This is a genomic window from Niveibacterium sp. (genome assembly GCF_041909475.1).
GTDB lineage: Bacteria > Pseudomonadota > Gammaproteobacteria > Burkholderiales > Rhodocyclaceae > Niveibacterium.
In genome coordinates, this window is record NZ_JAYRDJ010000019.1 from 1 (window position 1) to 21,610 (window position 21,610).

Genomic DNA, 21,610 nt, shown 5'->3' on the forward strand with positions numbered 1-21,610 from the left:
TACGGCGCGGCGGCGCTCTTGAGCACCAGCGGCGCCGTAGCTCGACCACCTGCCAGCGAACAGTGGCTGCATCCCGTTGCGGGCGGCATTGCGCTGCTTATCACCCTTACGCTGCGAGGCGGCGGCGAGCGGCGGCAACCGGTGCTCGCCCTGATCGGGCTGATCGCCGTGCTGGTCGGCCTGCCGCTGCTGGGCGGGGTTCGCGCGCATGAAGCGGGCGGCGTTGCCGCGCTGTGGCCGGCCGATACGCCGGCGGCCTTCGGCGCCCTGATCCTGATCTGGGCGGCCGGCTATATCGGGCTGAGCCTGCGCGCCGACCGCATCACACGCGGCATCGCCGAGGCGCTGGCTTGGGCGATCTGCGCGACGGCGCTCGCCGCGCTGATCTGGACATCGCTGTCGCTGCCCCTGATCTACGGCCTGGTGGCCCTTGCTTCGCCGCCGCCGGCCGTATCAATTGGGTTGCTGCTGCTCGGCTTGCGGCTGTTCGCCCACTGCCGTGCGTATCGCCCCGCCGCGCGCAGCGAGGACGTTCGCGTGGCGCGCATCGGCGTTGGTTTTCTCATCGCGGTGGCGTTCGTGACCACACTGGTCACGCTGGTGGCGCTGGAGACCCAGATCGAGCGCTCGCTCTACCAGCAGCAACGCATGACGGCGCGGAACCGCGAGCAGGTCTTCTTCTTCGCCACCGAAAGGCAGTTCTACGACGCCAACGCGCTGCTGAAGGATCAGGAGATCGGCCGCCTCGCCTTACAGGCACAACGCAGTACGGACGAGAAGATCCGGCGTCAGCTGTTCCAGCGCATTCAGGAGCAGTTGCCATTCCGGGTGGTGCGGGCGTTCAGCGCGCGCGGCAAGCGCGGCGAAGTACTCGCCGAACGGGGCACGCTGTCATCGGCGGATGCCATCTGGAGCGACACGCGCGGCAAGGTTCAGCTTGAAGTGAAGTGGGAACAGGGCGTGCCGTTCGCCCTGATGCGCCTGCAGCTTGAGTTGCTCGGCGAGGGCGTCGTCGGCGAGTTGCTGATCGAGCAGTCGGTGCCCGCCTGGGAACAACTCGTCAGCGACACCTACGATCTCGGCCGCACCGGCGTGATGGCCCTGTGCGGCGAGAACGCGCAGCGCATCCGCTGCTTCCTCTCGGGCAGCGGCGAATCCCTGCGCACGCCGCCACCCGGCGCGAAGATGACGGCATCGGTAGAGGATGCGCTGGCAGGCCACACCAGCCCCACATGGGATCCGCTTTTCAGCCAGGACGAGCAAGGTCGGCCGGTCACGCTGGTGTATGGCCCGATCGGGCCGGTGGGCATGGGTATGGGCATCGCCGGCAACGGCCTCGCGATGCTGATCACGATGGATGCCGACGAGTTCTATGAACCGGTGCGCCACCAGTGGCACCGGATCCTACCCGTCGTGCTGGGCATTGTCCTCGTCGCGGGCTGGGCGCTCCGCCGCATCGTTCAACCGCTGATCCGTGCGCTGCGGGACAAGGAAGCGCGCTTCCGCGAGCTGACCGAGTTGTCGTCCGACTGCTACTGGCAGATGGATGCAGAACTGCGTTTCAGCGAGATCGTGGGCAAGGATCTCGCAGCGTCCGGCATCGATACGACGCGCTGGCTCGGCCGCGTGGTGTCCGCGCTCCCCCTGCATGCCGACGAAGCAACGCACGCCCACGCCATTGAAGCCGCCATGCAGCGCCGCGAGGTGTTTTCCGAGGAAGTACTGCGCCTCACCGCGGACGATTTGCAGCTGCGCTACCTGGTCCTGTCCGGCGCGCCGCAGTACGACGCCCGCGGGCGCTTCCTTGGCTATCGCGGCGTGGGGCGGAACATTACGCGCCAACGGCAGGCGGAGGAACGCCTGCGCCACGCACAGAAAGACCTGCTGCGAGCCGAGCGCCTGGCCTCGCTCGGCAGCCTGGTCGCCGGCGTGGCGCATGAACTCAATACGCCGATCGGCAACTGCGTGACGGCCGCGAGTGCATTGAACGAGGAAATCGAGCGATTCGACGCAGCGGTGGCCGAGGGGAAGATCCGCCGCGTCGACCTGAGCGACTTCACGGCCTACGTGCGCGAGGCGGTGCATCTGCTGCGGCGCGGCCTCGATCGCGCGGCCGGCACCATCCGCAAATTCAAGGAGGTGGCTGTCGACCAGTCGAGCGACCGTCGCCTGGTATTCGATCTGAACAACAAGCTCGGCGACATCGTCGGCCTGCTCAGCCCGACGCTCGCGCGCCGCGGCGTAACGCTCGATGCGCGTGTGCCCGAAGGCCTGGTGATGGACAGTTTCCCGGGCGCGATCGCACAGGTGGTCGACAACCTGGTGCTCAACGCGCTGACCCACGCCTTCGAAGGCCGCGAACGCGGCGAAATTCATCTGATCGTGTCGCCGCTTGCCGACGACCGCCTGCAGCTGAGCGTGAGCGACAACGGCGTGGGCATGAGTGCCGCCGTGATGGACCGCATCTTTGAGCCCTTCTTCACCACCCGCCTCGGCACGGGCGGCAGCGGCCTGGGTCTCTACATCGTGCGCAACATCGTGCAGGAGGTGCTGGCGGGCACCATCGACGTCGCCAGCACGCCCGGCAGCGGCACCACCTTCACGCTCGAATTCCCGCGCGTGACGCCGGAGACCAGCGCCGCCCCCCCGGAGGCACTGCGCTGAGTCTTTCGTGACGCGCGGCCCTATCGGCCGCCCACGATTTGGGGTTCAATGCGCGCAGCATTGCCGTGCGGCCCACCGGCCCACGACCGGCAATGCCCGTCGCTCCCTAGAACCCGCACAGCGCCCGCGCGCCGTGCTTACTGGCAGAGGCTTTGACGCAAGCATGCAAACGAGTTTTTCAGACTGGGTTTCCGGCGCCGACGAACTGAGCGCGAATTCTGCGCAGCGCCAGTTGCTCGCCATCCGCACCTCCGCCCGCAGCCGCTCGCACGCCGGGCTGCGCCTGCAGCGCCAGGGGCGCGCCTGGCTGGCAACGCTGATCGCGCTGTCGCTCGGCCTGATCCTGATCCCGCTTCTGCAGAACGCCGGCGTGCGGCTTGCGCTTGCCCCCAACGTGCTGAACCTGCTGCAGATCTTCCTCGGCGTATCGGTGCTGGTATGTGTGGTGCTGGTGGCCTCAGCCAACCATGCACTGCGCGCACGCGTGCTGCTTGAATGCGGCGACCGCTTGCGCGAACTGGGGCGCGAGTTCGAGAAGGTGTGCGAAGACGTCGGCCCCGGCGCGATCTCGTCGCACATCCTCGACGAGTTCCGCCTGCGCCATGCCGACACGCTGCGCAACCTCGAATCCCCGTCGCGCAATGACCAGCGCCTCGCGGTGCTCGACATGCCCACCGAACACCGCCTCGGCCGCGGCGAGCGCACCCGTCTCGCGCTACGCGCTCAGCTGACCAGCGTCTCCGGCCTCGCCCTGCCGCTCGTCATCGTGGCACTCGAAGCCGTCTTCGTCGCGCACGCGCTGGGCATGTCACAGCTCGGGGGCGATCCGCTGGTCGCCAGCAGCATCTCAGCCGGCGACGCCGAGCCCTCGCTGCGGATCAGCCGTTAGTCGCCCTACTCGCCTAACCCCACATCCCGCGCAGCTTCGCGGCGATATCGACGACAGCCTGCGGCGGCGGCGTAACAGCCCCCGCTGCGCTGCTTCCGGCCACCGGCCATACGGCCTGCTCGAAGTGCTCGAGCACGCCCGGCGGAATAAAGCGGGTGCGCTGCGCGTAGACATGACGATCGCCGCCACCGCTTTGCTGCGTAACGTAAAAGCGCTGTGGCGTCAGCAGATGCAATGCGTCCTTCGCGCGCGTCATCGCCACATAGAGCAGGCGGCGTTCCTCTTCAATCTCGGCGCTACTGCCGGTCGCAAGGTCTGAGGGAATGCAGCCGTCCACCGTGTTGAGCAGGTAGACCGACTCCCACTCCTGCCCCTTTGCCGAATGGATCGTCGACAGGATCAGGTAATCCTCGTCGAGCAGCGGCACGCCGGATTCATCGCTGGTGGCGTCCGGCGGATCGAGCGTCAGCTCGGTGAGGAAGCGCTCGCGGTTCGGGTAGCTGGCGGCGATGCGCTCCATCTGCAGCAGATCCGCCTCACGGATTGCGGCGTCTTCGTACTTGCGCTCGAGATGCGGCGCATACCAGCGGCGCACGCGTTCGAGATCGGCCGGCCAGGCGGCGCGCAGGCGCAAGTCGCCCAGGAGCTTGGGCAGCTCGCCCCAAGCCTCGCCGGCGGATGCGGGCGGCGCGAAGTCGGCCAGCGCGGCGACCGGGTCGTTCGCGGCTTCGAGCAGATCCACGATGCGCGCCGCGCTCTTCGGGCCGATGCCCGGCATCAGCTGCACCGCGCGGAAACCGGCGACGCGGTCGCGCGGGTTTTCGGCCCAGCGCAGCACCGCGAGCATGTCCTTCACATGGGCCGCTTCGAGAAATTTGAGCCCACCGAATTTCACGAAGGGGATGTTGCGGCGCGTGAGTTCGATTTCCAGCGGCGCACTGTGATGCGCGGCGCGGAACAGCACTGCCTGTTTCTTCAACGCCACGCCCTCTTCGCGGCGCGCGAGTACTTGCGTCGCCACGTAGCGCGCCTGGTCGGTCTCGTCGCGCACGGTGACCAGCTGCGGGCGCTGGGTGGCGGCCCGCTCGCTCCACAGGTTCTTCGTAAAGCGCTCGGCGGCAAGCCCGATCACCGCGTTCGAGGCAGCAAGGATCGGCTGCGTAGAACGGTAGTTGCGCTCCAGCGTGACCACCCTCGCCGGCTGCGCGAACTCGGCGGGGAAGTCGAGGATGTTGCGCACCGTGGCGCCGCGGAAGGCGTAGATGGATTGCGCGTCGTCACCAACCACGGTGAGGCCGTGGCCATCCGGTTTGAGCGCCCGCAGGATCGAGGCTTGCAGGCGGTTGGTGTCCTGATACTCATCAACCAGCACATGCGCGAAGCGCTGGCCCAGCTCGGCGGCCAGCGTCGGCTCGGCCGCCATGTGTGCCCAGTAGAGCAGCAGATCGTCGTAGTCGAGCACATCCTGACGCTGCTTGGCCGCCACATAAGCGCCGAAGAGCTTCTTCAGATCCTCTTCCCACATCGCACACCAGGGGAAGGCGTCGCGCAGCACATCGGCGAGCGGCGCGCTGGTGTTCACGACGCGCGAGTAGATCGCGAGACAGGTCTGCTTGGTCGGGAAGCGCTTTTCCTTCGCCGACAGGCCTTGCTCATGCCGCACCAAATTCATCAGATCGGCCGAGTCTTCGCGGTCGTGAATCGTGAAGGCAGGCCCAAGGCCGATCCGCTCCGCGTACTCGCGCAGCAGGCGCGCGCCGATGCCGTGGAAGGTGCCGGCCCAGCTCAGGGCTGCGCGTGCCAGCGCCGGATCATCACTGGCGCTGCCCAGGATACGCTCAACGCGACGCGTCATCTCCACCGCCGCCCGGCGTGAGAAGGTGAGCAACAGGATGCTCGCCGGGTCCGCCCCGCCCAGCACCAGATGCGCCACGCGGTGCGCAAGCGTGTTGGTCTTGCCCGAGCCGGCGCCGGCGATCACCAGCAGCGGCGCGGCGTCGGCGTACTCGACGGCGGCTTTCTGCTCGGGGTTGAGGCGCGACGCAGATGCGGCAGGGGCTTGGGCGACGGCGGACATGAACAGACCTGACGACAAAAGGTGTATGAATATACACCCTCGGACGCGCAGCGCAGTCAGCGCGCCGATGCTGGCGCGCCCCGCTGGATGTCGGCCCAGGCCATCAAAAACAGGCGCCGAATCCGCCTCGATTTGCCCGGCAAGACCCCGCAGGCTTGTCCATACTGTATCCACCAGTCATAGCCGGTGGAGGCTGCGATGCACATCATGCCCTTCGAAACCGTCAACCACGACGATGCACGGGCGTCGCTCGATGCTGATCTGCGGCGCGTTGTGCCGCCCTTGCGCAAGGGGGCTTACGACCACAGCCGCGACGCGCGGATCCACCTGAGCCCGCTGGCCGAGTATTGGCTTGCGGAAACGCATGATGACAATGCCGAGCTGCTCGCCGAACGCTTCCCCCATGTAGCGAACCGGCTCGCGTTGATCTGGCGCGAGCCCTTCGCCGCGCTGGACTACCTAGACAGCCTGATCACCGATACCCGCTGCGGCCGCCAGGGCTTCCCGGAGCCGGTGCTACGCGCGTTGCTGAAGCTGCACGACCGCTGCACCGCAGCGCTACCTCCGCGTAACCCCTTCCTGCCGAACGATCCGTGGGTTCGAGGCAGCGATTCGGGCGAACGCCGGCACTAGAACACCGCCGCGCTCAGCGGATCGCGTGCCGCCACTCGTCCTCGAAGGTCCGCACGAGGTTCTGGCTGTTCAGGTGATTCGGCTCGGCGGCAACGCGATCCATGTCGCGCGAGAAGCTGAACATCGCCGCCAGCGTGCCGCCATCGAGAAACCGCGTGGGCACCGGCAACGCGGCGGGCGGTTCGTAGGGCAACCGCCCCGCAAGGATGTAGCCCCATTCGCCGAAGGACGGCACCAACGCATGGTAGGGGGCGGTCTGAAAGCCCGCCTCCTCCAGCGTCGCGACCACCGTCCAGTAGGCCTTGCGTGCGTAGAACGGGCTGGTCGCCTGGATCACCGCGCGCCCCTCGGGCGCCACGTGGCGGGCGAGCAGCCGGTAGAACGCGGTGGTGTAGAGCTTGCCGACGGCGAAGTTGGACGGGTCGGGAAAATCCACCACGACGAAATCGAAACGCTCGCGTGAGTCCTCCAGCCAGCGCCCGGCATCGGTGTTGATCACCTGCACCTTGGGCGAGTGAAACGCATTGCCGTTGAGCGCACGCAGCGCCGGCGCATCGCGGAACAGCGAAGTCATGCCGGGATCGAGATCGACCAGCGTGACATGCTCGATCTGCGGATACTTCAGGATCTCGCGCACCGCAAGGCCGTCACCGCCGCCCAACACCAGTACGCGGCGCGCCCACGGCAGGCTCGCGAGACCCGGATGCACCAGCGCCTCGTGGTAGCGGTATTCGTCGGCCGACGAAAACTGCAGGTTGTTGTTGAGGAACAGGCGCAGGTCGTCCTTCCAGCGCGTCAGCACGATGCGCTGGTACGGCGTGGTGCGGGTGTAGAGGATCGGGTCCTGGTACATCTGCTGTTCGGCCCAGCCGGTAAAGCGCCCGGCGAAGCCAAAACCAGCCGCAATCACCGCCAACGTGACCGCGCACTGCACCACGACCAGACGCGCCTGCGGCAACTGCGCACGGAACACCGCCACCGCCCACAGCGCGACCGCCGCATTGAGCAAGCCGAACAACAGGCCGGTGCGCACCAGCCCGAGGTGCGGTGCGAGCAGCAGCGGGAAGGCGATCGACACCGCGAGCGCGCCAAGGTAGTCCACCGTCAGCACCTGTGACACCAGATCGCGTAAGGACAGCTCACGCCGCAGGATGCGCATCACCAGCGGGATCTCCAGCCCCACCAGCACACCCACCGCAAGTACCGCGCCGTACAGCATCACGCGGAAAGGCGCCGCCTCCAGCGCGAAGATGCCGAACAGCGCCGCCGGCGTGAAACCGCCGACCAGCCCCACCAGCAGTTCGAGCTGGATGAAGCGCAGCACCAGGTTGCGTTCGACATACTTCGACAGCCAGGAGCCCACCCCCATCGCGAACAGGTAGGTGCCGATCACGGTGGAGAACTGCGTGACCGAATCGCCCAGCAGGTAGGACGACAGCGCGCCCGCAACCAGCTCGTAGGCGAGCCCGCAGGACGCGACGATGAAGACGGAAACGAGCAGCGCGTGGCGCTGGGTGCGGAGTGAGCTCATCTGGATGCGGGGCGCGGCCGATCGAACCGGCGCCCGCTTGGGGGTTCTGTAGAGGTGAAAATGGCGCCTCCGCCGCACTCAGCGGCAGACGAAGCGCCTTGCAGGCGGCTAACCGTGAATCGCGGCCGCCACGATGATCGCGATACCGAGGCACATCGCCGCAACGATGATCGCGAGCGGCAGGTTGCGTTCCTTCACGATCTCGCGCCAGAGGTCGTAGGGCGTGATCTTGTCGACGATGATGAAGGACACCCAGAACACCACCACGCCCAGAATCGAATAAATGATGGAGCCGAGCAGCGGCCGCGCGTTGAAGAACAGTTCCATGATTGGGCTCCTGCTTACTTGTGATAGAGGCGTCCGCCGCTGGAGCGGGCGCTCGATGAAGAACCACGCTCGTCGAACAGGCCGTAGCCGCGCGAATCCATCCAGCCGAGCAGCGAAATCGCCAGCAATGCGGTCACCGAGAACAGCTTGATCATCAGTCGTCATCCTCCGAACTGCTGGTCATCGGGTGATCGCTCTCGCTCCAGCGCGCCACCTCGAAACTGTAGCTGCGCACGAACGCGAACAACGGAAAGCACAACAACAGCAACCAACAGCTGGCGAGGTTCGAGAACGGCGGCGGCGCCACCCGCAGCGTGACTTGATCGGTCAGCAATTGCGGCGCATCGGCGGGCAGCTCGCCGCGCACGACGAGGTGGTATTCACCTGCCGGCACCTGATAGAACACCGCGCTGCCGGTCTGCCCACCTTCGGACCAGGAGCCGTCGGAGTCGTAGCCGGTGTAGTAGGAAATCTCATTGGCCGCCACGAAGTGTTCGCCCGAGCCACGGTTGACCAGCTCGACCTCCACCCCGGCCCAGGTATTCGAGACCGGCGCGAAGTGGTCGACCTCGACACGACGCTGGTCCGACGGAATGCGGAAAGGCTCCGAGGTCAGCGATGTTTCCTGACCCGGCTGCAAATCGAGCCTGGTCTGGTGGAAGACTGCCGATGATCCGCCGGTGAAGATGCCGTGCACAATCCAGGCCAGCAGCGCGAAGACCAGGAACAAACCCAGCACCGGCCAGCGCGTCGCAGCATGGGGATTGGGCTGACAGGCATTCACGCCCGAGGCGCGCATCAACGGGCGTTTGAGCGCAAACGCCGCCGTGACTTCGTCCGGCGACAGGTAGCGGCCGGCGGACCAAGTCCATTCGTTGTCGGTCTGTTCGCACGACAGCACATTCGGCGGCGCCACGAAGTCGCGCACCTGCACCTTGTCACCCAGTCGCACCCGCCAGGTGAACTCGCCCAGCACCGAAATCACCTCGGCGCGGTAATCGGCAAAGTGGCGGTAGCGCGAGCCACCAAGCGTGTATTCCGGTCGATCGCCGCCCACGTTCTGCACCGGCAGCTTGTCGATCTGGCGCACGAAGTTCCAGTGACCGCGCTCCGATACGAGCCAGGCGAATCCACCCTTGCCGTCGTACAACAGGTACTCGTCCCAGGTGCCGACCTCATGTGGCACGCCTTTGCGCATGAAGCCGATGGCTTCCCACTCGACGCCGTCGAGCTTGCCCTTGCTGCCCAGCGCGAGCGGCGGCACCACGCGCGAGCTGGAACGCGCAGCGTCGCGCACCTTGGCGACCTTGCCATCCACATCCGACAAGGCGCCGCAACTGGTGCACGCCACCACCAGCACGCTCTGATCATGCAGCGACCACGGCGCACCGCAGGACGGGCAGGCAATTGCTTCAGCCTTCCGTGCCGGCGTCGCCCCCAGCGCCTCGCTGGCGCGGTCGCGCGTATTCGCGAGCTTGAGTGCAGCGCGGTCCACCGAGGCGCCAACATACACGGTGGCCGGATCGGACGAATAGTCGATCGTCGCAAACGCATCATCCGGCCCGCGCAGATCGATCACCGGCGCGATGTAGCCGGCCCCGACAACGAAGGGCAGCTCGCCCTCGCCGGAAAGGCAGACAGCCTCCTCCTTGTTGCTGACCTCGAACACCTTGCCGGCGATCTGCACCCGCGCGCCAGGGCGGATCGCCTCAAACGGCGGGAATTCCGGTCGCGAAGGATGCGGCAGTGTGACCGTCCACTGCCCGCCTGATTCCGACATCCAGCCGAACTTGCCGTCGTCGAACAGGATGTGCCATTCGTTCCAGAAGCCGGCGTCGTAGCGCAACTGCAGCCGGCCCACCACGCCGAAGCCGGTACCGCCCCAACGCCCCTGCGTGCCGATCTGGACCGGGCTGTCGTCCGGCAACAGCTCGGCCATGCGGCCGAGGTTCTTCAGCGTGTCGCCATCGCGTGCGAGCGTGGCACGGCAGTACGCGCACACCGCGAGCGCCGAGGCTGCGGACTGGAAGCGCACAGCGGCGCCGCAGGAGGGGCAAATTACGTTGACGGGCATGCGTGCAGGTCAGCGAGCTTGCCGGCAGCGCGTGCATGCACGGCAAGCATCCACGTCACACGGCGCTCAGGAGAGCTTGCCGAGCAGTTCGGCCTTCTTCGCCGCAAACTCTTCGGCGGTAAGGATGCCCTTCTCCATCAGGCCATGGAGCTTTTCCAGCAAGGCCACGACATCCTCCGCGGACTGCGCCGGTGCCGCGGGTGCAGCGGCCGGCGCCGCACCCTGCGTAGCTTGCGTGAAGGCGCCCGCCATTGCCTGCCCCATCGCAATGCCGGCACCAAGGCCCGCACCCGCGCCAGCGATACCGCCTTCATTGCCCGCGGCAATCGGGATCGCGTTGGCGGTCTGGTACTGGGTGAACTTGTTGAGGTCACCCACCATGTTCATGCCGATGCGCTGGTCGAGCACCTTCTGCAGCTCTTCCGGCAGCGACACGCTCTCGACCACGAAGTTGTCGAGCGCCAGGCCGAACTTCGCGAAGGCCGGCTCCATGCGCGCCTTGAGTTGCGCGCCGAACTCCGACAGGTTGGCCGCCATGTCGAGGAAGGCCACGCCGGACTCGCCGAACAGCTCGCTCATGCACGACACCATCGTGCCGCGCAGTTGGCCGTCGAGGTCGTCCACCGTGTAGTGCTCGCGGGTGCCGCTGACTTCGGAGTGGAACAGCTTCGGATCGACGATGCGGTAGCCATAAAGGCCAAAGGCACGCAGGCGAACGATGCCGAAATCCTTGTCGCGAATCGTCACTGGCTGCGGCGTGCCCCACTTGCGATCGAGCTTGAGCCGCGTACTGAAGAAGTAGACGTCGCTCTTGAACGGCGACTGGAACAGCTTGTCCCAGTTCTGCAGGTTCGTCAGGATCGGCAGCGTCTGCGTCTTGAGCGTGTAGAGGCCCGGCGCGAAGAGATCCGCGACACGGCCTTCGTTCACAAACAACGCGGCTTGCGACTCGCGCACCGTGAGCTGGGCGCCGTACTGGATCTCCATGTCCTGCATCGGATAGCGCGACACCAGCACGCTGTCGTCGTCTTCCGTCCAGTGGATGACGTCGATGAACTGTTTCTTGATGAAATCCATCAGGGCCATGGTGGGGATCTCCTTGGGGTAGTGCGCAGGATGCTACTGCGCCGCGGGCGCGCGGGCCAGATGCCGGCCACTCAGGCCGTGTCGCGCGCCACGCAGAGCAAGCCTTCAAGAACCAGATTCGGGAAGTCGATACGCGGCGGCGCGATCAGCGGCGCCAGGGCTGCAGCAGATCCGCCGGACAACACGACCGGCGTGTGGGCCGGCATCTCTTGGCGAAAACGCTCCACCGCGCCCGACTGCGCATAGCGGATTCCGGTTTCGATCGCGTCGTGCGTGTTCTTCGGAAACGCCACGCAATCACCCTCGGCGAGCGGCAAGGCTGCGGTGCCACCGGCCAGCGCGCGCAACATCAAGCCGTGCCCCGGCAGGATCAGGCCACCGAGGAAGTTGCCGCCCGCGTCGATCGCATCCACCGTCGTCGCAGTGCCTGCGCTCACCACCACGCAAGCGCCGCGCACCCGGTGCCAGGCACCGATCGCGGCGGCCCAGCGGTCCGGCCCCAGGCGCGTCGGTTCGGCATAGCGGTTGGTCACGCCGCAACGCGACAGGCTGGCAGCGAACCACTCGGCGCGCGCGGCGGTATCGCCCAGTTGTTCGAGGATCAGCGAGCGGATCGCTTCCGACGCCACATGAGCGATCAACACCCGCTCGGGCGTACCGAAGCGCATGAAGTCGCAGGTCGCCAGTGCGTCATGCGCCACGTCCTCGCGGCACAGCCAACGGCTACCGTCGTGAAAGCCCCATTTGACGCGCGTGTTGCCGGCATCGATCAGCAGGTACATCAGCCTCGCCTCCGCAGCGACACATCGCCGCCCAGCACACGCACCAGCAGGCCATCGCGCTCCAGCATCAAGGCGCCCTCTGCATCAACGCCGCGACACAGGCCTTCCGCCTCACCGCTGTCGTCGACCAAGCGCACCGGCTGATCCTGCAACGCATGGCGCACCTGCCATGCATCACGCAGGACCGCGAACCCCTGGCGCTCGAACAGGTCGAGCGAGGTGGCCAGCGACGCCAGCACGGCAGCCAACACAGCCACCGGATCGGTCGACACGGCGCTCGACTCGGAAAGCCCTGCGACCGGCTGATCCAGTACATCGCCGGGCGCCGGCGGCGCCAGATTGAGGCCGATTCCGATCACCGCTGCGGTGCGCGCACCGCTTTGGTGCAGTTCAATCAGGATGCCGCCCAACTTGCGTCCGTCGAGCCAGATATCGTTCGGCCACTTCAGTGCAATGTCGCGCGCACCAAGGCCTTCGAGGGCCTGTGCAACGGCCAGGCCGGCGGCAAGGCTGAGCCCGGAGAGGCGCGTGCCAGGCTGAAATCGCCACAGCAGGGAGAAAGTGAGGCTGGCCTCGGGTCGCGCTACCCATGCGCGGCCACGACGACCGCGACCAGCGGTCTGCTCGAGCGCCCACAGCACGGCGCCCGAGGGCGCGCCCGCCGCGGCGCGGTCGAGAAGCAGGCTGCTTGTGGAGGGGCAGGTTTCGAGCAGATCGGCGTCGAAACGGGCGGCGACGGGGCCGAGCTGCGCCTTGAGGCGGGCCAGCTCCTGATCGGTGCGATCTGACACTGCGCGTGATCCAGCTTGGGAAACGCGCAGTGTAACGGCTGCACCGTTCAAGAGCAGCCTATGCGGGGCGATGTTGCGTCAACACTGAAGCACTTCGCGCGCGGCAGCGCCCGCCGCATTTTCTCGGCGCTGCTTACTCGGCGTCCATGCCGAGTTCCTGAATCTTGCGCGTGATCGTGTTGCGACCGATGCCCAACAACTGGGCGGCCTCGACACGACGGCCACCGGTGGCATTGAGTGCGCGACGGATCAGGTTGCGCTCGAACTCGCGCGTCAGCATGTCGAACACCTCGCCGGGCTTGGTCGCGAGCAGGCGATCGGCCTCCACCGCCAAGGCGTCGAGCCAGGACTCCGAGGCCACACGCGCCGGTTGCTCGCGCACTTCGCTCGGCAGGTCGCCGACATCCACCGTCTGCCCCGGCGCCATCACGGTGAGCCAGTGGCACAGGTTCTCCAGCTGGCGCACGTTGCCGGCGAATTCCAGCGTCTGCAGATACTTGAGCGCCTGTTCGGATAGCCGCTTGGTCTCGACCCCCAGTTCATGCGCCGAACGCGACAGGAAGTGGCGCGCCAGCAGGGGCACGTCTTCCTTGCGCTCACGCAGCGGCGGCAAGCGCAGGCGGATCACGTTGAGGCGGTGGAACAAGTCTTCGCGGAACAGGCCGTCGCGAACCCGCTGTTCGAGGTTCTGGTGCGTCGCCGCAATCACGCGCACATTGGCCTTGATCGGCTGGTGGCCACCAACGCGATAGAAATGATTGTCGGACAGCACACGCAACAAGCGCGTCTGCAGCTCCGGCGGCATGTCGCCGATTTCGTCGAGGAACAGCGTGCCACCCTCGGCCTGCTCGAAACGGCCGCGGCGCTGCGCGGTGGCACCCGTGAAGGCGCCCCGCTCATGACCAAACAGTTCGGATTCCAGCAGATCCTTCGGAATCGCCGCGGTGTTGATGGCGATGAAGGGCTGGTCCTTGCGCGGACTGTGGCGATGCAATGCTCGGGCGACGAGCTCCTTGCCGGAGCCGGATTCGCCGTTGATCATCACCGTTGCATGCGACTGCGACAGCCGCCCAATGGCGCGAAACACTTCCTGCATCGCCGGTGCCTGGCCAAGGATCTCCGGCACCGTGGTGCTCTCCTCGGCGGCGGGGCCGCGATGGCGGCTCTCTTCGATCGCGCGACGCACCAGCTCGACCGCCTGATCGACATCGAAAGGCTTGGGCAGGTATTCGAATGCACCGCCCTGGAAAGCCGATACCGCGCTGTCGAGATCCGAGTAGGCGGTCATGATGATCACCGGCAGGCTCGGGTAACGCGCCTTGACCTTCTCCAGCAGCACCAGGCCCGATTCGCCCGGCATGCGGATATCGCTCATCATCACCTGCGGTGGCGCGGCGCCGGCATCCAGCTCGGTCAACGCTTCGCTGGCCGAGCCGAAACTGCGGTGAGGAATGTTCTCGCGGGTGAGTGCCTTTTCGAGGACCCAGCGGATGGAGCGGTCGTCGTCAACAATCCAGATCGGATTCATGGTCTGCACTTCTGTAAGGGGTGAGGACTGCAGGCCCGCAGCGGACCTGCACGCCTCAGCACTCACTCTTCGTTGCGGATCGGCAGCACGATCGTGAAGCAGGTACGGCCTGGCTCGCTTTCGACATCGATCATGCCCTGATGCTGTTCGACGAAGCTCTGCGCGATCGAAAGCCCGAGGCCGCTGCCGCTGTCGCGGCCCGACACCAGCGGATAGAAGATGCGATCGCGGATCGCCTCGGGGATTCCGGGGCCGCTGTCGATCACGCGCAGTTCAAGTGCGAGCTTGTGGCGCTTCTTCGCCAGCGTCACCTGCCGCAACGCGCGGGTACGCAGCACCACTTCACCCTCGCCCTGCATCGCCTGTGCAGCGTTGCGCGCGATGTTCAGCACCACCTGGATCAGCTGCTCGCGGTCGCCTGTCAGCTCGGGCAGGCTGGTGTCATAGTCGCGCCGCACGACGACGCCGGGGAACTCCGCGCGCACCAGACGCAGCACGCGTTCAAGCACGTCATGGATATTGACCGGGCCGGGCTGCATCGCGCGGTGCGCGTTGAGCAGGCGCTGCATCAGATCCTGCAGCCGGTCGGCTTCGGCGATGATGACTTCGGTGTATTCCTTGAGCTGCGCGTCGTTGAGTTCGCGTGCCAGCAGCTGGGCGGAACCACGGATGCCGCCGAGCGGATTCTTGATTTCGTGCGCGAGGTTGCGGATCAGCTCGCGGTTCGCCTGCTGCTGCTCGATCAATCGCTCTTCGCGCGCCACTTTCAGTTGCGCATCGATCGGGCGAAATTCCATCAGCAGGCGGGCGCCAAACACATCAACCGGCGTGGCAGTGCAATCCACATGCAGGGTGTCGTGTCCGGCGCGCGCCAGCACGAGATTCTGGCCGGTGTAGCTCCAGTTGTTTGCAAGCGCATTGTCGAGCGCGGCATCGAGGCCGGGCGGCTCGCCGAGCAGCGCCGTCAGCGGGCGACCGACAGACTGGCGGGCGCTGACTTCAAACAGGTTCTCTGCGGCGGGGTTGATATAGCGGACGACACGGCCGTCGTCGACCAGCACGACGGCCGACGCAAGCAAGTCGAGCCCCGCGATCCGGGCGTCGGTATGCGCCTGTGGCACGGGGTCGGAATACACGGTTACGCGAGTCATGCGGAGCAATGCGAGCAAGAAGCGCGCCAAGCTTGATTTGCGCTGCGAGACACCGAGATGCGCGACAAACCGATCATCGCCCGCCGCGTTGCAGTGACGGACGCGACACACCAGCGGGCGAGATCGCCCGCACCGGATCAGCGTAGTTTGGCGATTTCCGCCCGGATCGCTTCGACATTGCGCTCATGCAACTCGACCTGATCCTGGAACGGCTTCAAACGCTCCTGCACCTTGGCAAAATTCTTCTCGCTGCCGCTGCGCGCGCCTTCCTGCTCCGCCAGCTCCTTCTTTGCCGACTCCAGCGCCCGTTCCTCGGTCGCCAATTCGGTTTCGAGGATCTTGCGCCGGTCGCTGTCGCGACTGCGCTGCGTCGAAGCATCGACTTTCGGAAACTCGGCGGGAGACGGCGTTGCCGACGGCTTCTTTGCCGACGGCCCCGGCACGGACGAAACGTTCTGGTCGCGGGACAGCAGCGTGCAACCCTTCTCGCCGATCTTGGTGTTGGTGTAGGTGACCTTGCCGGACACCGGATCGACACACTTGAAGATGTCGGCATGGGCCGGCAGCGTTGAGAGAAGTGCCGCAACAGCGGCCAGGGAACGAATCGTGGACATGCAGACGTCACGCGGGTGGACGGGCCGTCGAGTGTAGGCGCCGCCGCGTCGCCTGCCAAGCGCCGACACGATTCGATGCACTTTCACGCCGGCGAAGGACAAAAAAAGAGGACGGGCAAGCCCGTCCTCCTTGTGCTCCGGATCGAGGAATCGATCAGAGGCTGTAGTACATGTCGAATTCGACCGGGTGCGTGGTCATGCGGATCTTCGTCACGTCTTCCATCTTCAGCGCGATGTACGCATCGATGAAGTCGTTCGAGAACACACCACCACGGGTCAGGAACTCGCGATCCTTGTCCAGCGCTTCCAGCGCCTGATCCAGCGAGGAGCAGACGGTCGGGATCAGCGCGTCTTCTTCCGGCGGCAGGTCGTACAGGTTCTTGTCAGCTGCATCGCCCGGGTGGATCTTGTTCCGCACGCCATCCAGACCGGCCATCATCAGCGCGGCGAAGCACAGGTACGGGTTCGCGCCCGGATCCGGGAAGCGAGTCTCGATACGACGCGCCTTGTCGCTGTTGACGAACGGGATGCGGATCGAAGCCGAACGGTTCTTCGCCGAGTAAGCCAGCTTGACCGGTGCTTCGTAGTGCGGCACGAGGCGCTTGTAAGAGTTGGTCAGCGGGTTGGTGATCGCGTTCAGCGCACGGGCGTGCTTGATGATGCCGCCGATGTAGTACAGCGCGAACTCGGACATGCCGGCGTAGCCGTTGCCCGCAAACAGGTTCTTGCCGTCCTTCCAGATCGACTGGTGCACGTGCATGCCCGAACCGTTGTCACCAACGATCGGCTTCGGCATGAAGGTCGCGGTCTTGCCGTACTGGTGGGCAACGTTGTGCACCACGTACTTGAGCATCTGCGTCCAGTCAGCGCGCTTGGTCAGCGTGCTGAACTTGGTGCCGATTTCGTTCTGGCCGGCGGTCGCCACTTCGTGGTGGTGCACTTCGACCGGGATGCCGATCTGCTCGAGCGCCAGCACCATCGCGGCACGGATGTCGTTGTGGCTGTCGACCGGGGGAACCGGGAAGTAACCGCCCTTGACGCCCGGACGGTGGCCGGTGTTGCCGCCTTCGAACTTCTCGCCCGAAGCCCAGGCGCCTTCTTCCGAGTTGATCTTGACCGAGCAGCCCGACATGTCGACGTTCCACTCGACGCTGTCGAAGATGAAGAATTCGGGTTCCGGACCGAAGAAGGCGGTGTCGCCCAGACCGGAGGCCTTCAGGAAGGCTTCAGCGCGCTTGGCGATGCCGCGCGGGCAACGGTCGTACGGCTTCATGTCGGTCGGATCGAGCACGTCGCAAGACAGGACCAGCGTGGTCTCGTCCATGAAGGGGTCGATGAAGGCAGAGGCCGGATCCGGCATCAGCAGCATGTCAGAAGCCTGGATACCCTTCCAGCCGGCGATCGAGGAGCCATCGAAAGCGTGGCCGTGCTCGAACTTCTCCTCGTCGAAGGCCGAAACCGGCACGCCGACGTGTTGCTCTTTGCCCTTGGTGTCGGTGAAACGGAAGTCGACGAACTTGACTTCGTTCTCCTTGACCATCTTCAAGACGTCTTGCGGGGACATATTCACTCCTAAGGTATGGAAGCCAACTGACATTCTGCGGTGCCAAATACCGCGATCCGGTTTCAAAAAGCACGTAGCGTGCCAAAGGATCGCCCGGTTGCTCCGCACAGCACGCTACGCGCTGAGAACCCGAACCGGACAAATCTTGGTTTGAAAGGCGCGGTATTGTGCCACAGCACAGGGCTCGCCCTAAGCACCGCAAGGCACCCCAAAACGGTGCAACCGCACCACACAATGCACCGTTTCGGTGCGCATGCGCCAACTTGGCGCACCCTCCTGATCCAGCAGAAACCTTGCGGGTGTGCGCTCGCGCGCGCATACTCGCCGCCCGGCGATTTTTCGCGCCTCACCCCAACTCCGGCTCTTCTGAATGGGACACCTTAGCGACCTGCTCGGCCTTGCCCGCGACCGCGGCGAGAAGCTCAGCCTTCCGTATTCCGGCGCGCTGACTCCCGCCGAAGCCTTCACTGTGTGGCAGAAGGCACCCGGCGCAGTCTTGGTGGATGTGCGCACCCGCGCTGAGTGGGAGTGGGTCGGGCGCGTGCCAAACGCGGTCGAGATCGAGTGGAACAGTTGGCCGGGTGGCGAGCGGAACCCGAACTTCCTGGCGCAACTGACGCACCAGGTCGATCGCGAGGCGCTGGTGCTGTTCCTTTGTCGCAGCGGGGCGCGATCGCACAACGCCGCAATTCTGGCCCAGCAACAGGGCTACACCGCCTGCTACAACATCCTGGAAGGCTTCGAGGGCGACCGTGATGCGAACGGGCAGCGCGGCCACATCGGCGGCTGGCGCCACGCCGGCTTGCCCTGGATTCAGGGCTGAGGCGGGAACACCGCGCCGCATTTCAGGTCTGCATTACTGCGCGCCGATCCGGCGCACCTTTCTTGAGTAGAACCATGCAAGTTGCCCCCATCAGCTTTGACCGCTTCAACACCCTGCGCGACGAAGAAGCACAGGAGCGCATCCGCGCCGCCCGCGCCCGCCTCGGCAAGAAGGCCGTGCTGCTGGTGCACCACTACCAGCGCGCTGATGTGTATCAGCATGCCGACCTGACCGGCGATTCGCTGCGCCTGTCGCACCTGGCGGGCCAGTCGGATGCGGACTACATCGTGTTCTGCGGCGTGCACTTCATGGCGGAAGTTGCAGACATCCTCTCCAACCCGCACCAGATCTCGATCCTGCCCGACCTCGCGGCAGGCTGTTCGATGGCCGACATGGCCAACCTGGCGAAAGTCGAGCGTTGCTGGCGCGAGCTGACAGAAGTGCTCGGCGAGTCGCCCGACAAGCAGATCACGCCGGTCACCTACATCAACTCCGCAGCGGACCTGAAGGCCTTCTGCGGCGACCACGGCGGCATCGTGTGCACCTCGTCGAACGCGCGCACGATCCTCGACTGGAGTTTTGCGCAGCGCCCGAAGATCCTGTTCTTCCCGGACCAGCACCTCGGCCGCTGGACGGCACACACGATGGGCATCCCGCTCGAAGAGATGGTCGTGTGGGACCCGGATCAGGAGTACGGCGGACTGACGCCGGAGCAGATCCGCAACGCGAAGATGCTGCTGTGGAAGGGCCACTGCTCGGTGCACCAGATGTTCCAGCCCGCCCACATCATGCGCTGGCGCAACAAGTACCCGGACGGCATCGTGATCTCGCACCCCGAGAGCCCGTTCGAGGTCTGCCGCCAGTCGGAGCACGTCGGCTCGACCGAGTACATCATCAAGACGATCAAGGCCGCGCCTTCGGGCACCCGCTGGCTGGTCGGCACCGAGCTGAACCTTGTTAGCCGCCTTGCGGAGGAAGTGAAAGCCGACGGCAAGATCGTCGAATTCATGTCGCCCACCGTCTGCATGTGCTCGACGATGCAGCGGATCGACCCGCAGCATCTGGCCTGGACGCTGGAAAACCTGGCCGACGGCAACATCGTGAACCGCATCAGCGTGCCGGATCACGAAGCCAAACTCGCCAAGCTCGCGCTCGATCGCATGCTCGCGGTGTCCTGAGCGGCGGCCACACCAAACAAAACGCCCCGGCGCGCGAGCGGCGGGGCGTTTTTCATTGCTGCGTCACGTCGATCAGTTCGGTACGCCGAGCAGGTTGTTGCGCAGGTTGGTACGCACCTTCGGGCCGATCCAGACCTTCATCACCACCGGGTAGAACGCGTCACCCTGAATCGCTTGCGTTGCCAGATCCCCGTTGATGCGGATCTCGGTCGTCTTGGGGCCCGGGTTCCAGTCCAGCGTCACCACATCGCCCTTCAAGAGCTTCGGGCGGCTATTGAATGCCGCACCCATCGCCGCCAACTGCAGGATGTTGTTCTCCACCTCGTCGCGCGTCGCGTTCTGCTTGATGCGGTCCAGCAGCACCGTTGCGAGATCCTTGGCCGAGATCTCCTTCAGCGCAACCAGGCGAATCCGCTTGGCGCCCTTCACGGCAAAAGCGGCTTCCGGCGTGTTCGCCTTCTGCACCATGTACAGGCCGACCACAGTGGCCTTGGACGACAGGATCTGCGACGAAGACGCGCCGTTCAGCACCAGCTTCTGGCCCGCCACGGTATCGCCCTCTTCAAAGCTGACGCCATCCACATCCACCGCCGCGACGGCCTGCCCGACAAACATCAAAAACGCCAGAGCGATGCCCCGACACAACATTTTTCCTTCAATACGCCACCGCATGGGCACCCCCGTGTAATTTTGCAAGCTGTCTTGTGTAACAATCGCCGCCGTTGTTGGGCTTGCATCAATACGCAAGCGTATGGAAAAGACCCGACCCGGACGCGCGAGAGGGCGGATTCTCGCAGAAGAAGCCGCCAAAAAGTACTAGTAAGGAAAAATGATGAAACACCGTTCCCGTCACCGTCTGATCGCAGCAATGCTGCTGACGATCACCGCGAGCGCCCCGGCGATCGCGACCGAGCGCGGCCAGTTGCGCGCCCTGCTGGGCCTGCCCGGGCAGGATCTGACCTCGCCGGCGATGCCGGGTTTCTACGTGCAGGCGAACTACCAGCACTACTACGCCGGCGAGTTCAAGGACGATGAAGGCAACAAGCCGGTCCAAAGTGCAAGCATTCCCGGCATCGGCAAAGTCAGCGCCGAGCAGGACAGCCAGGTGCGCGCCGACGTGCTCGCCCTGCGCGCGAGCTGGATCTCGGACTACCAACTGTGGGATGGCCGCGTCGGCGTATCCGCCACCGTGCCGCTGATCAAGACTTCGCTGACCACCAACCTGACCCGCACGACGCCGTTGCCGGCACCGATCGGTGCGCTGGTGGATGCCCAGATCGCAAAACTCGCCACGGCCAACACCGGCGAAGAGTCCGGCATCGGCGACACCGAGATCGCCCCCTTCGTCGACTGGCAGACCGATACCTACCGTATCCTGTTCGCGCCGGCCTTCGTCGCCCCGACCGGCAGCTACGACAAGGACCGCGCGGTCAACCCGGGCGCGGGTAAGTTCTGGACCTTCCGCCCAGCGCTGACCTTGGCCTACGTGACCGAGAACGGCTGGGAATTCGGCGCGCGCACCACCTACTCGTTCAACACCAAGAACGATGACACCAAGTACACCTCGGGCCAGTACCTGCATTCGGACGGTGCCGCGATGTACCAGATCCGCGATGGCGTGCGCATCGGCGCGGCAGGCTACATGATCGTGCAGACGACCAAGGACAAGTCCGACATCGCCGGCGCCGTGGCCGACAACGGCAACAAGGCCCGCGTGTTCGCGCTCGGCCCGCAGCTCGGCTGGCAGACCGAGGACTCGTCGCTCGGTCTCGAATTCAAGGTGCTGCAGGAATTCGGTGCGCGCAACCGCCCCGAAGGCACGATCGGCTGGCTGCGCCTGATCTACCGCGTGAACTGATCACTCCCATCCCTCATACGCAAAGGCCCCGCACGCGGGG

The 21,610-nt window shown here is 65.6% G+C and carries 19 protein-coding genes; 6 read left to right on the plus strand and 13 right to left on the minus strand.

Annotated elements, in window-relative coordinates; all coding sequences use genetic code 11:
- Positions 1-2,664, plus strand: a 2,664-nt coding sequence (locus ACE3P0_RS13225; RefSeq protein WP_374403125.1) for a sensor histidine kinase, incomplete at its 5' end; no start/stop codon positions are given.
- A gap of 163 nt (positions 2,665-2,827) precedes the next feature.
- Positions 2,828-3,553: an SLATT domain-containing protein gene (locus ACE3P0_RS13230; RefSeq protein ID WP_374403127.1), complete on the plus strand. Its 726-nt coding sequence runs from the start codon at positions 2,828-2,830 to the stop codon at positions 3,551-3,553.
- Between the two features lie 13 nt (positions 3,554-3,566).
- Here the strand turns inward: ACE3P0_RS13230 and ACE3P0_RS13235 are convergent, their stop codons facing one another.
- On the minus strand, positions 3,567-5,630 hold the full coding sequence (locus tag ACE3P0_RS13235; protein WP_374403128.1) for an ATP-dependent helicase: 2,064 nt from the start codon (positions 5,628-5,630) through the stop codon (positions 3,567-3,569).
- Positions 5,631-5,828: 198 nt separating this feature from the next.
- Here ACE3P0_RS13235 and ACE3P0_RS13240 point away from each other — a divergent pair, with 198 nt between their 5' ends.
- Positions 5,829-6,263 (plus strand): hypothetical protein, encoded by a 435-nt coding sequence (locus ACE3P0_RS13240; protein ID WP_374403129.1) that lies wholly within the window; start codon positions 5,829-5,831, stop codon positions 6,261-6,263.
- Between the two features lie 13 nt (positions 6,264-6,276).
- On the opposite strand, the gene ACE3P0_RS13245 is transcribed toward ACE3P0_RS13240, so the two are convergent.
- The 11 genes from ACE3P0_RS13245 to glnA form a co-directional block, all read right to left on the minus strand.
- On the minus strand, positions 6,277-7,794 hold the full coding sequence (locus ACE3P0_RS13245) for a polyamine aminopropyltransferase (RefSeq protein WP_374403130.1): 1,518 nt from the start codon (positions 7,792-7,794) through the stop codon (positions 6,277-6,279).
- 108 nt (positions 7,795-7,902) lie between these two features.
- Complete coding sequence (locus tag ACE3P0_RS13250) at positions 7,903-8,121, minus strand: DUF350 domain-containing protein (RefSeq protein WP_374403131.1); 219 nt, start codon at positions 8,119-8,121, stop codon at positions 7,903-7,905.
- A 14-nt stretch (positions 8,122-8,135) separates the two neighbouring features.
- Positions 8,136-8,276, minus strand: coding sequence for a hypothetical protein (locus ACE3P0_RS13255; protein ID WP_374403132.1), 141 nt, complete (start codon positions 8,274-8,276; stop codon positions 8,136-8,138).
- A complete protein-coding gene (locus ACE3P0_RS13260; protein ID WP_374403133.1) occupies positions 8,276-10,195 on the minus strand; it encodes a DUF4178 domain-containing protein in 1,920 nt (639 codons plus the stop codon). The genes ACE3P0_RS13255 and ACE3P0_RS13260 overlap by 1 nt, the downstream gene beginning before the upstream one ends.
- A gap of 66 nt (positions 10,196-10,261) precedes the next feature.
- Positions 10,262-11,281 (minus strand): SPFH domain-containing protein, encoded by a 1,020-nt coding sequence (locus ACE3P0_RS13265; RefSeq protein ID WP_374403135.1) that lies wholly within the window; start codon positions 11,279-11,281, stop codon positions 10,262-10,264.
- A 71-nt stretch (positions 11,282-11,352) separates the two neighbouring features.
- The gene (locus ACE3P0_RS13270; protein WP_374403136.1) at positions 11,353-12,063 is read right to left on the minus strand and encodes a type III pantothenate kinase; all 711 of its coding nucleotides are present in this window, start codon (positions 12,061-12,063) and stop codon (positions 11,353-11,355) included.
- The gene (locus ACE3P0_RS13275; RefSeq protein ID WP_374403137.1) at positions 12,063-12,854 is read right to left on the minus strand and encodes a biotin--[acetyl-CoA-carboxylase] ligase; all 792 of its coding nucleotides are present in this window, start codon (positions 12,852-12,854) and stop codon (positions 12,063-12,065) included. Before ACE3P0_RS13275 ends, ACE3P0_RS13270 begins: the two co-directional genes overlap by 1 nt.
- A gap of 133 nt (positions 12,855-12,987) precedes the next feature.
- A complete protein-coding gene (ntrC, locus tag ACE3P0_RS13280) occupies positions 12,988-14,382 on the minus strand; it encodes a nitrogen regulation protein NR(I) (RefSeq protein ID WP_374403138.1) in 1,395 nt (464 codons plus the stop codon).
- 62 nt (positions 14,383-14,444) lie between these two features.
- Entirely contained in the window at positions 14,445-15,533 is a 1,089-nt protein-coding gene (glnL, locus tag ACE3P0_RS13285; protein ID WP_374403139.1) for a nitrogen regulation protein NR(II), read from the minus strand.
- Between the two features lie 137 nt (positions 15,534-15,670).
- Positions 15,671-16,216, minus strand: a complete 546-nt coding sequence (locus ACE3P0_RS13290; protein WP_374403140.1) for a DUF4124 domain-containing protein — start codon at positions 16,214-16,216, stop codon at positions 15,671-15,673.
- An 85-nt stretch (positions 16,217-16,301) separates the two neighbouring features.
- On the minus strand, positions 16,302-17,711 hold the full coding sequence (glnA, locus tag ACE3P0_RS13295) for a type I glutamate--ammonia ligase (protein ID WP_374403141.1): 1,410 nt from the start codon (positions 17,709-17,711) through the stop codon (positions 16,302-16,304).
- Between the two features lie 370 nt (positions 17,712-18,081).
- Between glnA and ACE3P0_RS13300 the strand changes: the two genes are divergently transcribed.
- Entirely contained in the window at positions 18,082-18,534 is a 453-nt protein-coding gene (locus ACE3P0_RS13300) for a rhodanese-like domain-containing protein (protein WP_374403142.1), read from the plus strand.
- A gap of 74 nt (positions 18,535-18,608) precedes the next feature.
- Complete coding sequence (gene nadA, locus ACE3P0_RS13305) at positions 18,609-19,712, plus strand: quinolinate synthase NadA (RefSeq protein WP_374403143.1); 1,104 nt, start codon at positions 18,609-18,611, stop codon at positions 19,710-19,712.
- A 72-nt stretch (positions 19,713-19,784) separates the two neighbouring features.
- Here nadA and ACE3P0_RS13310 read toward each other — a convergent pair whose 3' ends face one another.
- Complete coding sequence (locus tag ACE3P0_RS13310) at positions 19,785-20,327, minus strand: chalcone isomerase family protein (protein WP_374403144.1); 543 nt, start codon at positions 20,325-20,327, stop codon at positions 19,785-19,787.
- Between the two features lie 217 nt (positions 20,328-20,544).
- Between ACE3P0_RS13310 and ACE3P0_RS13315 the strand changes: the two genes are divergently transcribed.
- On the plus strand, positions 20,545-21,570 hold the full coding sequence (locus ACE3P0_RS13315) for a transporter (RefSeq protein ID WP_374403145.1): 1,026 nt from the start codon (positions 20,545-20,547) through the stop codon (positions 21,568-21,570).
- The last annotated feature ends 40 nt before the right edge of the window (positions 21,571-21,610 follow it).

Excerpts from the sequence above, each read along its gene's own strand:
- ACE3P0_RS13230 (WP_374403127.1), top strand. The coding sequence starts at position 2,828 with ATGCAAACGAGTTTTTCAGACTGGGTTTCCGGCGCCGACGAACTGAGC.
- ACE3P0_RS13235 (WP_374403128.1), bottom strand. The coding sequence starts at position 5,630 with ATGTCCGCCGTCGCCCAAGCCCCTGCCGCATCTGCGTCGCGCCTCAAC.
- ACE3P0_RS13240 (WP_374403129.1), top strand. The coding sequence starts at position 5,829 with ATGCACATCATGCCCTTCGAAACCGTCAACCACGACGATGCACGGGCG.
- ACE3P0_RS13245 (WP_374403130.1), bottom strand. The coding sequence starts at position 7,794 with ATGAGCTCACTCCGCACCCAGCGCCACGCGCTGCTCGTTTCCGTCTTC.
- ACE3P0_RS13250 (WP_374403131.1), bottom strand. The coding sequence starts at position 8,121 with ATGGAACTGTTCTTCAACGCGCGGCCGCTGCTCGGCTCCATCATTTAT.
- ACE3P0_RS13255 (WP_374403132.1), bottom strand. The coding sequence starts at position 8,276 with ATGATCAAGCTGTTCTCGGTGACCGCATTGCTGGCGATTTCGCTGCTC.
- ACE3P0_RS13260 (WP_374403133.1), bottom strand. The coding sequence starts at position 10,195 with ATGCCCGTCAACGTAATTTGCCCCTCCTGCGGCGCCGCTGTGCGCTTC.
- ACE3P0_RS13265 (WP_374403135.1), bottom strand. The coding sequence starts at position 11,281 with ATGGCCCTGATGGATTTCATCAAGAAACAGTTCATCGACGTCATCCAC.
- ACE3P0_RS13270 (WP_374403136.1), bottom strand. The coding sequence starts at position 12,063 with ATGTACCTGCTGATCGATGCCGGCAACACGCGCGTCAAATGGGGCTTT.
- ntrC (WP_374403138.1), bottom strand. The coding sequence starts at position 14,382 with ATGAATCCGATCTGGATTGTTGACGACGACCGCTCCATCCGCTGGGTC.
- glnL (WP_374403139.1), bottom strand. The coding sequence starts at position 15,533 with ATGACTCGCGTAACCGTGTATTCCGACCCCGTGCCACAGGCGCATACC.
- glnA (WP_374403141.1), bottom strand. The coding sequence starts at position 17,711 with ATGTCCCCGCAAGACGTCTTGAAGATGGTCAAGGAGAACGAAGTCAAG.
- ACE3P0_RS13300 (WP_374403142.1), top strand. The coding sequence starts at position 18,082 with ATGGGACACCTTAGCGACCTGCTCGGCCTTGCCCGCGACCGCGGCGAG.
- nadA (WP_374403143.1), top strand. The coding sequence starts at position 18,609 with ATGCAAGTTGCCCCCATCAGCTTTGACCGCTTCAACACCCTGCGCGAC.
- ACE3P0_RS13310 (WP_374403144.1), bottom strand. The coding sequence starts at position 20,327 with ATGTTTGTCGGGCAGGCCGTCGCGGCGGTGGATGTGGATGGCGTCAGC.
- ACE3P0_RS13315 (WP_374403145.1), top strand. The coding sequence starts at position 20,545 with ATGAAACACCGTTCCCGTCACCGTCTGATCGCAGCAATGCTGCTGACG.